The organism is Thioclava sp. NS-SX20 (assembly GCF_057380695.1).
In genome coordinates this window covers 227483-242054 of the sequence record NZ_JBXXRY010000002.1, presented here as the reverse complement: position 1 = coordinate 242054, position 14572 = coordinate 227483, and the positions used below count along the sequence as shown (strand labels likewise).

General features: G+C 63.0%; 10 protein-coding genes. 8 read left to right on the top strand and 2 right to left on the bottom strand.

Features of this window, described 5'->3' with window-relative positions:
- Positions 1-8 precede the first annotated feature (8 nt).
- Positions 9-1505, bottom strand: coding sequence for an amidase (locus tag AC2ISB_RS14760; RefSeq protein ID WP_486576821.1), 1497 nt, complete (start codon positions 1503-1505; stop codon positions 9-11).
- Positions 1506-2057: 552 nt separating this feature from the next.
- On the opposite strand from AC2ISB_RS14760, the gene AC2ISB_RS14755 reads away from it, so the two are divergent.
- The 8 genes from AC2ISB_RS14755 to AC2ISB_RS14720 are packed head-to-tail and all read left to right on the top strand — an operon-like array spanning position 2058 to position 12498.
- Positions 2058-3620 (top strand): ABC transporter substrate-binding protein, encoded by a 1563-nt coding sequence (locus AC2ISB_RS14755; protein WP_486577045.1) that lies wholly within the window; start codon positions 2058-2060, stop codon positions 3618-3620.
- A gap of 7 nt (positions 3621-3627) precedes the next feature.
- Positions 3628-4569 carry an ABC transporter permease gene (locus AC2ISB_RS14750; protein WP_486577043.1) on the top strand — a complete coding sequence of 314 codons (942 nt, stop codon included), beginning with the start codon at positions 3628-3630 and terminating at the stop codon, positions 4567-4569.
- Positions 4570-4589: 20 nt separating this feature from the next.
- On the top strand, positions 4590-5501 hold the full coding sequence (locus AC2ISB_RS14745) for an ABC transporter permease (RefSeq protein WP_406721713.1): 912 nt from the start codon (positions 4590-4592) through the stop codon (positions 5499-5501).
- A gap of 11 nt (positions 5502-5512) precedes the next feature.
- Positions 5513-7129 (top strand): dipeptide ABC transporter ATP-binding protein, encoded by a 1617-nt coding sequence (locus AC2ISB_RS14740; protein ID WP_486577042.1) that lies wholly within the window; start codon positions 5513-5515, stop codon positions 7127-7129.
- Positions 7130-7140: 11 nt separating this feature from the next.
- A complete protein-coding gene (locus AC2ISB_RS14735) occupies positions 7141-8682 on the top strand; it encodes a M81 family metallopeptidase (RefSeq protein ID WP_486577041.1) in 1542 nt (513 codons plus the stop codon).
- Between the two features lie 24 nt (positions 8683-8706).
- Complete coding sequence (locus AC2ISB_RS14730) at positions 8707-10341, top strand: gamma-glutamyltransferase (RefSeq protein WP_486577040.1); 1635 nt, start codon at positions 8707-8709, stop codon at positions 10339-10341.
- Positions 10341-11756 (top strand): amidase family protein, encoded by a 1416-nt coding sequence (locus AC2ISB_RS14725; protein ID WP_486577039.1) that lies wholly within the window; start codon positions 10341-10343, stop codon positions 11754-11756. Before AC2ISB_RS14730 ends, AC2ISB_RS14725 begins: the two co-directional genes overlap by 1 nt.
- Before the next feature lie 46 nt (positions 11757-11802).
- Complete coding sequence (locus AC2ISB_RS14720) at positions 11803-12498, top strand: GntR family transcriptional regulator (protein WP_330629457.1); 696 nt, start codon at positions 11803-11805, stop codon at positions 12496-12498.
- A 356-nt stretch (positions 12499-12854) separates the two neighbouring features.
- On the opposite strand, the gene AC2ISB_RS14715 is transcribed toward AC2ISB_RS14720, so the two are convergent.
- Positions 12855-14570 carry a thiamine pyrophosphate-dependent enzyme gene (locus tag AC2ISB_RS14715; protein WP_339109958.1) on the bottom strand — a complete coding sequence of 572 codons (1716 nt, stop codon included), beginning with the start codon at positions 14568-14570 and terminating at the stop codon, positions 12855-12857.
- Positions 14571-14572: the final 2 nt, after the last annotated feature.

The window sequence follows — 14572 nt, the reverse complement described above, 5'->3', positions numbered from 1 at the left end:
GGGCCTCCTTAGCGGAGCTTGGTCACATGGACCTGCGGCAGGCGGCCCTGATTCCACTTGCCTTCGATCGCGCGCTCGACCTGAGCGGCCAGTTGCAAAAGCAACCCGTCATTGCCTTGGGCGGCATGGATCTGCATCCCCAAGGGCAACCCATTGGCATGAACGGCCAGCGGCAGTGATAGGCCCGGAGTGCCGCAGAGATTGTTGAGCGGCGTATAGGCGAAGAACCCCCAGAGGTTTTCAAACCAGTCCAGCGCCGAGGGGTTATTGGTGGTGGTCAGATATTCGGTGGTGCCGATGGTGGGGGTCTCGCGCGCGGTGGTGGGGGTCAGCAGGATGTCCCATTCCTGAAAGGCTGCGCCGAAGGCTCGGGCGGTTTCGTTGAAATCCAGCTGCATATCGGCGCGGGTCGTATAGCTGATATCCTTGCCCTGTTCCCAGATGCGGATGTTCATCGGCTCGAAAAGGTCTTCGGGGGGCTTCTCCAACCCCTTCATCCGCAAGAGGTTATTCACCACCTGCGCGAAATTCGAGATATAGCAGGTGGTCTGGGCGGCATAGGCTTTTTCGAAATCCACCTTGGGGGTGACGAACTCCACATAATGGCCGAGGCTTTCGAAGAACTCCGCCACGCGGGTGAGTTCGGCTGCAATATGGGGCGTGGCCGCATAGGGGCCCCATTCATGCGAGACAGCAATCTTCAGCCGCCGCGGGTCATTCTGGATCTGTTCAAGGAAGGGCGTCTCGGGGTGCCAGAAGGGCATGAATTCCCCCGGCGCTCCGCCACGGCAGCTGTCCACAAAGGCGGCGGTGTCGCGCACCGTGCGCGAGATGCAGCCCTGCGTCGAGACCACCGAGGAGAAATCGGAATTGGCGGGCGCAATCGAGAAGGTCCCGCGCGAGGATTTCAGCCCGATCGCTCCACAGCAGCCGGCGGGAATCCGGATCGAGCCGCCCCCGTCGGTGCCATGCGCAATCGGCAACACGCCCGCGCCCACCATCACCGAAGACCCCGCAGAAGATCCGCAGCTGGTGAACCCTGTGTCCCAAGGGTTGCGGGTGACATAGACGGCAGGGTTCTCGGCCGAGCTGCAGCAGCCGAATTCCGGCGTTGTGCTGCGCCCGATGATATTCAGCCCCGCCTGTTTGATCTTTGTGGTCAGAAAGGCGTCTTTCTCGGGCCGGTTGCCTTTCAGGTAAAGCGAGCCCTGTTCCTGCAGCCGCCCCGCGACGGTCGGCCCCAGATCCTTCATCAGGAAGGGCAGCCCCGCGAAGGGGCCTTGGGGATTGGTGCCATGTCCCGCGCTATCGGCCACGGCATCGTCAAAGACCTCGACAACGCCACAGATTTCGGGATTGACCGCACGGATCGCGCGGGCCGCCTGAGCGGCGACCTCTTCGGCGGTGACATCGCCCGCACGGATAAGCTGGGCCAGCCCCAGCCCGTCATGGGCGTACCATTCGTCCCAACTCATTGTGAGGGAGGCGTCTATTGTGTCGGTCATGCGGGTCTCCGGCGCTTGGTGGCAAGCAGGCCCTGCCAGCCCCAGAGCGGGGAGGTACAGGTGCCAGTGGCATGGGGGATATGCGGAGAGGGAGCGATTGTTCTGCCCCCGATCCTGTCTCTCTATCGACGCTACAAAATTGTCGACAATAATCAATGTCAAAAATTTTGGTCTGTTTTACAGAACGGTTCTGTCACGGCCTGCAGATTTGGCATCAGTGAGAGATTTTTTGTTAAGACACTGAAAATATTACAGAATAGATTGAATTTATAAGGTGTATTATGGAGGCCTATGGCAAAATATTCCCTGAATAAATCTGCCTAAATAATAATCTTGATTATCATATATGTATGATATGGTTTGATTTTTGCGCCGCGATCCTCGGGCATCCCTTTGACCGATCACATAAAATTTGAGCTTTTGAGAACTGGGGCTTGCTTGGAGAAAAGATCTGCCCTTACCCTGAACGAGTGATTGTCGACAATCACCAACAATCCAAAGCACGACGTCCAACAGGAGATCATCATGTTTCTTCCGAAGTCTTCTTCGGGGCTGCTCAAGGGTGCGCTGGTATCAGTGCTTTTGGGAGCCAGCTCTGTCGCCGCCCATGCCGAAACCACCATTACCGCCGTGATGAATGCGCCCCTGCGCGCGCTCGATCCGGCGATCAGCACGGCCTATATCCTGCGCAATTACGGCTATATGGTCTATGACACGCTGCTGGCGCGCGACGAGGCGGGCAAGGTCCAGCCGCAGATGGCCAGCTGGGCAGTCTCGGAGGACGGGCTGACCTATACGTTCACCCTGCGCGACGGGCTGAAATGGCATGATGGCACGCCGGTGACGGCGGCGGATTGTGTGGCCTCGATCGCGCGTTGGGATCAGGTCGACAAGACGGGTCAGGTGATGGCCAAGCTGATGAGCGCAATGGAGGTCGTGGACGATAAATCCTTCACCATGACCTTTGCCGAACCGACGGGGATCGCGCTTCTGGCGCTGTCCAAGCCCTCGGGGATTGCGCCTTTCATGATGCCCAAGGCCGTGGCCGAGACGCCGATTTCCACGCCGATCACCTCGACCATCGGCTCCGGCCCGTTCAAATTCGACAGCGCGTCCTATCAGCCGGGGGTGCAGGCGGTCTTCCTGAAAAACGAGGACTATGTGCCGCGTGACGAACCCTCCAGCGGGATGGCGGGCGGCAAGGTCGTGAAGGTGGATAAGGTCATCTGGACCGCCATGCCCGACCCGATGACCGCCCTGACCGCCATGATGTCGGGTGAGGTCGATTTTGTGGAACAGGTGCAGCAGGATCTTCTGCCGCTGGTCGATGGCAACCCCGATTTCTACACGCAGGCCTTCGCCAAACAGGGCAGCCAGAACCTCGTGCGGCTGAACTGGACGCAACCGCCCTTTGACAACCTCAAATACCGCGAGGCCGCGATGGCCGCGCTTGGCCAGAAACCCATGCTGAACGCGCAGGTGGGCACGGCCGAAGACAGCTCCAGCACCTGTGCCGCCGTCTTCGGCTGTTCCGGCCCTTATGCCACCGACTATAAGGCCGAGGAGATCATCAAGGCCAATCCCGAGAAATCCAAGGAACTGCTGCAAGAGGCGGGCTATGACGGCAAGCCCATCATGCTGATGCAGGCCACCGATCTGGCGTCTCTGGCACCGCAGGGTCCGGTGATTGCCCAGCAGCTGCGCGATGGCGGCTTCAAGGTGGATGTGGTCGCGATGGATTGGGCCAGCGTCGTGGCGCGCCGCGCGTCCAAGGCGCCGGTGGCCGAGGGTGGCTGGAACATCTTCTCGACGACCAATGTGCTGCCCGATGTGGGCGATCCGGTGGGCTTTATCGGCACGGCGGCTGGCGGGGATAGCGCGTGGTTCGGCTGGCCGGATGTGCCGAAGATCGAAGAGCTGCGTGCCTCTTTTGCCGAAGCGCCCGACACCGCGTCTCAGGTCAAGATCGCCAAGGAGATCGACCAGCTGGCCATTGATAATGTCGTGATGATCCCGATGGGGGAATTCGCCAATATCAATGTGGTCTCGGCCAAGCTGGAGGGCATGCCCGAAGCGGAAGCCCCCGTCTTCTGGAATGTGACCAAGTCGGAGTGATCCTGACATGCTGCTGTTCATCACCAAAAGAATCCTCTCGGCCATTCCGGTGCTGTTGATGGTCGCGATTATCGTGTTTCTCGTGTTGCGCCTGTCGCCGGGGGATCCGGCGGTGATGATTGCGGGGCCGAATGCGACCCCCGAGCAGCTTGAGCAACTGCGCGAGAGCATGGGGCTGACAAAGCCCCTGCTTGAACAGCTGGTGATCTGGCTGGGTAATATGGCCCATGGCGATATGGGCACCTCGCTAATTTCCGGCAAACCCGCGACTGAACTGATCATGGACCGTTTCGGCCCGACGCTGGCGCTGAGCCTGTGCACCGTTGCGCTTGCGATTGCCGTCTCGATCCCGCTGGGCGTAATTGCGGCGTGGCAGCAGGGCAAATGGCTGGACCGTCTGATCATGGCGGGCTCGGTCGTGGGGTTCTCGGTGCCGGTGTTTATTATCGGCTATGTGCTGATACTGGTCTTCTCGCGCATATTGGGTTGGTTTCCGGTGCAGGGCTACCAGCCGCTGGCCAATGGCTTTGGCGGCTTTATCGAACGGCTGGTGCTGCCCTCGGTCGCGCTGAGCTTTCCCTATATCGCGCTGATTGCCCGTATCGTGCGCACCAATGTCATCGAGGTGATGGGCGAGGATTACATCCGCACCGCCCGCGCCAAAGGCTTGCGCGAACGCTCCGTGCTGATGAGCCATGCGCTGGGAAATGCCGCCGTGCCGATCATCACCATCATCGGCGTGTCGATCGCCATGCTGATCGGCGGTGTGGTGGTGACAGAGTCGGTCTTCAATATTCCGGGCCTCGGGCGGCTGGTGCTCGATTCCGTTCTGGCGCGGGATTACACCGTCATTCAGGCCGTGATCCTTTTGTTTTCCGCCATCTATGTGGTGATCAACCTCTGTGTTGACCTGCTGTATGGCGTCTTCGATCCGCGCATCCGTCACTGACCAAGCTCAGGAGATCTTTCATGAAATCCGATACTTCCGCCCTTGATGATGCGCCCCTCAGCCTGCCGGAGATGGAAGGCAATGGCCGGAAATCCGGTCTGATGGCAGCCCTTGGCGGCGTCTTCTCCAGCTGGCCTGCCAAGATTTCCGGCGCGGTGCTGCTGGTCATCGTGCTGATGTCGGTCTTCGCGCCGCTGATCACCGCCCATGACCCGATCCAGCTTGACCCTTCAGTGCGGCTCAAGCCGCCATCGCCCGAGCACCTTCTTGGCACCGACAGCTATGGCCGCGACATGTTCGCGCGCATCATCTACGGGTCGCGGATTTCGCTCGCGGTGGGGGCGGGGACGGTGGTGATCTCGATCCTCTTCGGGATGGTGATCGGCGTGCTGACCGGCTATTTCAAATGGATTGATGCGGTGCTCAGCCGCGTGATGGACGGGCTGATGGCCATTCCGGGCGTGCTTCTGGCGGTGGCGCTGGTGGCGATTTCGGGCGGCACGCTGACCACGGTGCTGATTGCGATTTCCATCCCCGAAATCCCCCGCGTTGCGCGGATGGTGCGCGGCGTCATCATGGGGGTGCGCAATGAACCCTATGTCGAGGCCGCCTCGGTTCTTGGCACCTCGATGGGCAAGATGGTCTGGCGGCATATGCTGCCCAATACAGTGGCGCCTTTGCTGGTGCAGGGCACCTATATCTTTGCCGCCGCGATCATGACGGAATCCATCCTGTCCTTTCTGGGCGCCGGTGTGCCGCCGGAAATCCCCTCTTGGGGTAATATGATGGCTGACGGGCGCAAGTTCTTCCTGCTCAAGCCCGAGCTGATCTTCTTCCCCGGTGTGATGGTGTCGCTGACGGTGCTGAGCGTGAACATGCTGGGCGATGTGCTTCGCGATCAGCTGGACCCGCGCATGGCGAAACGCCTCTGAAAGGACGTGTTATGAAGGATGAAAATGTTGTGCTCTCGGTCGAGGATGTCAGCATCGACACCCGTCCCAAAGGCGCCCGCCCGATCACCCGCAATATCAGCTTTACCGTGAAGGCCGGAGAGACGGTTTGTGTGGTGGGCGAAAGCGGCTCGGGCAAGTCGATCACCTCTATGGCGGTGATGGGGCTTTTGCCGAAAGACGCGCTGCAGGTCACCACGGGGCGTATCCTCTTGGATGGCGAGGATGTGCTACAGGCCACGCCCGCGCGGATGCGGGCGCTCAGGGCCTCCAAAGTGTCGATGGTGTTCCAGGAACCGATGACCGCGCTCAATCCGGTGAAGACGGTGGGCGAGCAGATCGACGAGGTGCTGCGCCTGCATACCAAACTGTCGAAGGCCGAGCGCCGGAAATCGGTGTTGCAGATGATGGAGCGCGTGCATCTGCCCGATGTCTCGCGCATCTATGGCAGCTACCCGCATCAGCTTTCGGGCGGGCAGCGCCAGCGCATCGTGATCGCCATGGCGCTGATCCTGCGGCCGCGTGTGTTGCTGGCCGATGAGCCCACCACCGCGCTGGATGTGACCACGCAGAAACAGATCCTGAAGCTGATCAAGGAGTTGCAGCAAGAGGAAGGCACGGCGGTGGTTTTTGTGACCCATGATTTCGGGGTGGTCTCGGATATTGCCGACCGGATCGTGGTGATGAACCGCGGCGATCTGGTGGAAACCGGCACGCGCGATGAAATCCTTGCGCGTCCGAAACAGGAGTATACGCGGATGCTGATTTCCTCGGTGCCCTCGATGCAGCCGCGTTTCGCGCCGCTTCCGGATCAGCCCAAGGTGCTGGATGTGATCGGCCTTGCCAAGACCTATGGCAAGGGCAGGACCGAGGTGAAAGCCGCGCAGAACATCAATTTCACCGTCCGCAAGGGCGAGATTACGGGGATTATCGGCGAAAGCGGCTCGGGTAAATCCACTGTGGCGCGCTGTGTGATGCGGCTGACCGATCCCAGCGGCGGGGCCGTGCGTCTGCAGGGGCAGGACATTGTGCCGATGCGCAATCTGCGCGAGATGCGCCGTCAGGTGCAATATATCTTTCAGGACCCCTACCGCTCGCTCAACCCGCGCCGGACCATCGCGCAATCGCTGATGGAGGGGCTTTTGAATTACGGCATGCCCGAGGCTCAAGCGCGGGCCAAGGCGGCGGCGACGCTTGAGATGGTCAATCTTCCGGCCTCGGTGATGGACCGCTATCCGCATCAGTTCTCGGGCGGGCAGCGCCAGCGGATCGCCATTGCGCGGGCCATCGTGATGGAGCCGGATCTTCTGATCGCGGATGAGGCGGTCTCGGCGCTGGATGTGTCGGTGCAGGCGCAGGTGCTGGATCTGCTGGAGGATATCCGCGACCGCACCGGCGTGTCGGTGCTGTTTATCACCCATGACCTGCGGGTGGCCGCGCAGATCTGCAATGCGCTTGTGGTGATGCAGAAGGGGCAGATCGTCGAACAGGGTGCCACGCGGGATGTGCTGATGGCCCCCTCGCATCCCTATACCCGCGCACTGATCGAGGCCGCCCCCGCGCCAGAGTGGGATTTCCAGAACTTCCGCCCGCTGTTGCGGGCCGTCTGAGAGGAGAAGCCATGCGTGTGCTGCTTGCCGGTTTCCAGCATGAGACCAATACGTTCGCCAAGGATCGCGCCGATATGGCGGCCTTTGAACATGGCGGCGGCTTTCCCGCGCTCTGCCGAGGGTCGGCGATCACTGAGGTGATGACCGAGACCGTCAATCTGCCCACCGCCGGTTTCCTGCGCGCGGCCAAAGCGGCAGGGGTCGAGGTGGACCCGCTCTTATGGGCGATGGCGGTGCCCTCGGGTCCGGTGACGCGAGCGTGTTACGAGGCAATCGCGGGCGAGATTTGTGACCTGATCGCCGCAGCACTGCCTGCCGATGCGGTCTATCTGGACCTGCATGGCGCGATGTGTGCCGAACATATCCCCGATGGCGAGGGCGAGCTGATCGAGCGTATCCGCCAGATCATCGGGCCGGATCTGCCGCTGGTTGTCAGCCTTGACCTGCATGCCAATGTGACCCGCCGGATGGTCGAGATGACCGATGCCTTGGTGGCCTATCGGACCTACCCGCATGTGGATAGCGCCGATACGGGGGCGGCGGCCTTTGATCTGTTGCAAAAGCGGGTGGCCTTGGGGCGGCCATTCGCGCGGGTCATGGCGGCGCCGGACTATATGATCCCCATCTGCTGGCAATCTACGATGAATGCGCCCGCCGATGGGCTTTATGCTGCTCTGCCGCAGATCGAAGAGGACACGGGCGCGATTAGCCTCTCCTATGCGATGGGTTTTCCGGCCGCTGATTTCGACGAATGCGGCCAACTGATCTGGGCCTATGGCGCGGCAGCACCAGAGGCCGAGGCCGCCGTGGCCGCGCTTCTGTCACGGGTCGAGGCCGCGGAAAGCGCCTTCCAAGGCGCACTTTACACGCCGGAGGGGGCCGTGGCCCATGCGCTTGCCCGCAATGCGGACGGCTGCGCGCCGGTGGTGATTGCCGATGCGCAGGACAACCCCGGTGCGGGCGGTAGCTCGGATACCATGGGTCTGATCAAGGCGCTTCTGGCAGCGGATGTGCCCGATGCGGCGGTGGGGGTGCTTTGGGACCCGAAGGCCGTGACGCTCGCGCATCAGGCGGGCGAGGGTGCAAAGGTTACGCTGTCTCTTGGTGGCCATAGCGATGTTGCGGGCGATAGCCCTCTTGAGGCCTGCTTTACCGTCGAGCATCTGTCGGATGGGCAGTTGCGCACGCTTGGCCCCTATTATGGCACGCGCGACATGCATCTTGGCCCTGCCGCCTGCCTGCGCCTTAATGGCGTGCGGATCGTGGTGGCCAGCCAGAAGGCGCAGATGGCCGACCGCGAAATGTTCCGCTTTGCAGGCATTACCCCCGAGACGACCCCGATCCTTGTCGTCAAAAGCGCCATCCATTTCCGTGCCGATTTTGCCCCGATTGCGGGTGAGATCATCACCGCCACCGCTCCAGGCGCGATGATGATGCGCGCCACCGACTGGCAGTGGGCGCATCTGCGCGATGACCTGCGGCTGATGCCCGAAGGTCTGACGCAAGCCGAACATCGGGCCGAACACCTTGCGGCGCTCCGCCTTCCTGCCTGATCCGCTCGCCAGAATGGGGTCCTGATGACGATGACCGATATCCGCTCGCCGCATATGTCGCGCAGCCTCTCTTTAACCAAACCCGCAGCCCGCAGCCCGCGGGGTATCGTCACGGCGCAAAACCGCCATGCGGCCCAGATCGGCGCGGATATTCTGGCCAAAGGGGGCACGGCGGTGGATGCCGCCATTGCGACCTCTTTCGCGCTGGGGGTGCTGGAGCCGTGGATGAGCGGGATCGGCGGGGTGGGGGCCATTCTGATACGTCCCGACGGCAAGGGCGTCACGGCGATCGATGCGGGGGCGGTGTCTCCGGCGGCGCTGGACCCGCAGGATTTTCCGCTGGTCGAGGGGAAGGATGGCGATCTGTTCGGTTGGCCCAATGTGTTGGAAGACCGTAATGTGGTCGGGGCGAAATCCATCTGTGTTCCGGGGCTTCTGCGGGGGGTGCAGGCGGCGCATGAACGTTTTGGCCGCCTGCCCTGGGCCGATCTGGTGGCCCCAGCGCAGGCGCTGGCGCAAGACGGGCTGGTGGTGGATGCCCATGTTACCGCATGGGCGGCGCAGGAAATGGGACGTCTCCGCCGCAACGAGGCTTTGGCCGCGTGGTTCCTGCCCGAGGGCCTGCCGCCTGTTGCCCCTGCGGCGGTGGCGGGGCGTGTGACACGGCTGCACAATCCCGCTTTGGCCGAAACCCTTGCGGTGATCGCCAAGGAAGGGGCGCAGGCGCTGTATCACGGGCCGGTTGCCAAAGCACTATGCGCCGATATCCAGACCTTGGGCGGCTATCTGGACTGCGCGGATCTGGCGGGGTTCCGGGCCGAGATTTCGCCCGCCGCCGCGGCCCCCTTCCGCGACCGCAAGGTGCATTTCGTGCCGGTTCTCAATGGCGGGGTCACGGTGGCCTTGGCCCTGCGCTATTTCAACGAGACGCCGTCGGATGGGGCGGCGGTTCCATCGCCGCAAGGCTGTCTGGCCAGTGCCCAGGCGCTGGCGCGGGCATGGGCGCATCGCTTCAGCGAAATGGGCGACGGGGCCGAACGTAGCCTGCCCAGTTGCACGACCCATTTCAGCGTGGTCGATGCCGAGGGCATGTGTGTCTCGATGACGCAGACGCTTCTGTCGCTATTCGGCTCGGCGGTGCTGTCGCCTTCGACGGGGATCTTGCTCAATAACGGGGTGAACTGGTTCGACCCGCGGGCGGGACGGGTCAATGGTCTTGCGCCTGCCACCAAGGCGCTGGCCAATTATGCGCCGATGATGATGACAGGGGCGGACGAGACCGTGGCGATTGGCGGCTCCGGCGGGCGCAAGATCCTGCCCGCCATCTATCAGGCGCTGATCCATCTGGTCGATCATGGCTATGGCCTGCACGACGCGATTGCCGCCCCCCGCTACGACCTTTCCGCTCCGCCGGTTCTGGTGGCGGATGCGCGGCTGGGGCAGCCCACCATCAGGACGCTTGCGGCGGCATTCGATCTGGTGCTGGCCGACCGCGAGATCCAGCCCAACAGCTTTACCACTTTGGGCGCGGTGCGCCGCCAGTACGGGCCCGATGGGCCGGTCAATGAAGGCATGGCCGAGCCGTGGCACCTCTGGGCCGAGGCGGTGGTCGAAGGCGCGCCGCTGATGCCTGTTCCCCCCTGTCGAGGAGAGATCTGATGAAAGACATGCCGACCGATCCGGCCCTCTGGGCTTGGCCCGCCACCCGTCTGGCCGCTGCGATCAAGGCGCGCGCGCTTAGCGCCCGCGAGGTGGCGCAGGCCCATATCGACCGTGTCGAGGCGGTCAATGGCCAGATCAATGCCATCGTCGATTTCCAGCCCGAAAAGACCTTGGCCGCAGCCGATGCGGTGGATGCAAGGCTTGCGCGCGGGGACGAGGCAGGCTGTCTTGCGGGGGTGCCGGTAACGATCAAGGTCAATGTCGACCAGACCGGCTATGCCACGACCAACGGGCTGAAAGCGCAGCAGGCCCTGATCGCCCGAAGCAATAATCCGGTGGTGGAAAGCTTTCTGGCGGCGGGGGCGGTCTCGTTGGGGCGCACCAATACGCCTGCCTTCAGCTATCGCTGGTTCACCAATAACCTGCTGCACGGGGCGACCCATAACCCGCGCAAGAAAGGCCTGACGCCGGGGGGCTCGTCAGGCGGCGCGGGGGCGGCGGTGGCGGCGGGTCTGGGAGCGATCGGTCATGGCACCGATATTGCGGGTTCGGTGCGCTATCCGGCCTATGCCTGCGGTGTGCACGGGCTGCGCCCCTCTGTCGGGCGGGTGGCCGCGTGGAATGCTTCCGGCCCCGACCGCACGATTGGCGGGCAGATCATGGCGGTCTCGGGGCCGCTGGCCCGTAACGTGGCCGATCTGCGGCTGGCCTTTCAGGCGATGCTGCGTCCCGACCCTTGCGATCCTTGGGCCGTGCCTGCGCCGTTTCACGGGCCGCAAATGCCCAAGCGCGCGGCGCTCTGTACCCATCCGGAAGGGGCGCAGACCGCGCCCGAACTGGTGGCCGAACTCCATGCGGCGGCGGACCGCCTGCGGGAGGCGGGCTGGCAGGTGGAGACGCTTGACACCCTGCCGGATCTGGCTTCGGCGGTGCCCTTGCAACTGGCGCTGTGGATGGGCGACGGGTATGACGGGCTTCTGGCCAGCGCCCGGGCCGAGGGGGATCGCGGCGCTTTGGCCGCCCTTGAAGGGCAGGCAGAGTTTGTCAGGTCCCTCGGGCCTGACTGCATCGCCAAGGCCCTGACCGCGCGCATGGCGATTGCGCGGGACTGGGGGCTGTTTATGGCCCGCTATCCGGTGCTGCTTTTGCCGCCTTCGGCAGAGCTGCCTTTTGCCGATAATCTTGATCTGGCGGATGAGGCCTCGTATAGGCGGGTCTGGGCGGCGCAGATGTCGATGATCGGCCTGCCGGTTACCGGACTTCCCGCGTTGACGCTGAACACCGGCTTGCTGGCGGATGGCACGCCGGTCGGGGTGCAGATCGTGGCCGGCAAGTTCCGTGAGGATATCGCGCTGGAGGCGGCAGAGGCAATCGAGGCCAGAGGCAAGCGGGTCTCGGTCGCACTGCCCTGACAGGATCTGCCGGTCACATATCCGGCGCCGTGTAGAAAGAGACGCTATGACATTGAAAAACCTGCGCCCCGTCACGCGGCAATCGACCGAAGCCATTGTTATCGACAATTTGCGCGCCTTCATTCTGTCGGGCGAGGTCGCCGCGGGCGGGCGGCTGACCGAGGCCGCGATGTCCGAACAGCTGGGGGTCTCGCGGGCGACGCTGCGCATGGCTTTGCACCGGTTGGCGGGGGAGGGGCTGATTGAACAGATCCCCTATACCGGCTGGCAGGTGGCGCAGCTGTCGCAGCAGGATATCTGGGAAATCTGGACCCTGCGCGGCGCGCTGGAAAGCCTTGCCTCGCGGTTGGCGGTCAGTCGCGATGATCCTCAGGTTTTCGCGGCTGTCGAAGAGGCGTATGCCGAACTGGAAAGCGCCTGCGCGCGGGGCAATATGCGCGCCATCAGTGCCGCCGATTTCGCCCTGCATCAGGTGATCATCGACAGTGCCGACCATGCCCGTCTGGCGGCGCAATATCGGGTGGTCGAACAGCAGGTGCGCATGTTCATTTCCACCAGCAACCTGCATGTGGCCACCGGCCCCGACGATATTATCGCCCAGCACGCGCCGCTGATTGCGGCCTTTCGCGCGCGGGATGCGCAAGCGGCAGCGGATGCGGCATGGTGGCACGACGAGACCGAGGGCCAGAGGTTGATTGCATGGCTTGCACAGAGCGCCGCGCGGGGGGCTGAGCAAACCTGACCAGAGCCTTACCGGATTGATGACATCTTTAGCTATTCTCTTTCCGGCAGGCGTAAGAAATCGCTTGAAATCGCGGGCTTTTGTTCACATATTGTTCCCGCAAGCAGCAATTCGTTGTCGGCCAGCGCACCACTACACCCATTGCCCCCAAGCTGGCCGACAACATCGCCTTGCCTCCCTTCCCACCTTGTCGGAACCTGCCCCGATGGTTTTGCGCGGGCTGTTCCCCACGGGCTATGTCCAAGGGCTGTTTTGCGGGGAGCCTACGGCCGCCTCCACGCCCGTAGCCCCCGCGCCGATCGGCGCAGGGGACATGGTCGGACGCCTTCGGCTGGTCCGCACGGCCTTGATTAGGGTTAGCGCAGGAAATTATCGGCCAGCAGATCGACAACTTCCTTCGTGCGGCCCTTCGCCACGGCTTTCGCGCCGAACAGCGCGGTCGAGGCCACCTGTGCCGCCTGGATCTTGGGGGGCATCACCAGTTCCATCCGGCTTGTGCGGACATCCAGAACCGCCGGGCCGGGCTGAGCCAGCCAGTCGGTAACCGCTTGCGGCAGATCCGTCGCAGTCTCGACACGCTGCCCCCACAGGCCGATCGCGCGGGCGACCTCGCCGAAATCGGGGTTTTCCAGATCGGTGAAGGCATCCAGCAGCCCTTCCACACGCTGCTCCATCTCGACAAAGCCCAAGGTCGAGTTGTTGTAGATCGCGATCTTGATCGGCACATTTTCCTGACGCAATGTCAGCAGGTCGCCCATCAGCATCGACAGACCGCCATCGCCGCACATCGCGATGACCTGCCGTTCGGGATAGGCTTTCTGGATGCCGATCGCCTGCGGATAGGCGTTGGCCATTGTCCCGTGCAGCAGCGAGGTCAGGAAGCGCCGCTGCCCCTTGGCGCGGATCTGGCGCAGCATCCACACCATCGGGGACCCCGCATCGGCAGTGAAGATCGCATCTTCGGCAGCATGGGAATTCAGGGCTAGGGTCAGAGCCTGCGGGTGGATGAGGCTCGGGTCCGGTTCGCGGGCCTCGCGCCCGTATCCTTCGAGATCCTTATGGTATTGCTCGACCGCCTTGCGCAGCCAGCTGGTATCGGAATGCGGTGCGAGCTGCGGCAAAAGGGCCTGTACGGTGGCCGCCACATCCCCGACCAGCCCCAGATCAACCGGCGCGCGCCGTCCGATGGCGGCAGGGTCGATATCGACCTGCGCGATTTTTGCCGCATCGGGATAGAACTGCGTATAGGCGAAATCGGTGCCCAGACACAGCATCAGGTCGCAATGGGCCACCGCCTCCATCCCTGCGCGATTGCCCAGAATGCCGGTCATGCCGACCTGCCACGGGTTATCGGGTTCGATGAACTCTTTCGCGCGGGTCGTATGCACGATTGGCGCGCGGATTTTCTCGGCCAGCGCGATCAGCTCGGGACGGGCCTTGCGCGCCCCGATTCCGGCATAGATCACCGGACGCTGGGCCTGATCGATCATCTGTGCCAGCTCTGCAAGCTCGGTCGGAGCGGGCACGGTGACCGGCTGCGGGCGATGGACCGACCATGCCAGCGCATCCGACGAGGTTTCGGTGAACATGTCGCCATTGACGATAATTACCGCCAGCCCGTGCTTGGTCAGGGCCGCTTGGGCCGCCATTGCGGTAATCCGCCGCGCCTGATCGGGATGGTTGATCTTTTCACAGAAAACCGAGCATTGCTGATAGATGGCCTTCTGGTCGACCTCTTGCGGGAAGCCCAGCCCCTCTTCATTGCGGGCGATGTTCGAGGCGATCATCACCACGGGCGCGCCGTTGCGATGGGTCTCGAAAAGGCCGTTGACGAAATGCAGCGATCCCGGACCGCAGCTGCCTGCACACAGGGCCAGCTCGCCCGTCATATAGGCCTCGCCCCCTGCGGCAAAGCCGCCCACCTCTTCGTGGCGGACATGGACCCAGCGGATATCGGATTTGCGGATTTCATCGGTGAAATGGTTGATCGTATCGCCGGCCACGCCGTAGCAGCGCTTCGCGCCCGCCGCCTGCAAGGTCTCGGTGATAATCTTGGCAACGGATTTTGACATGA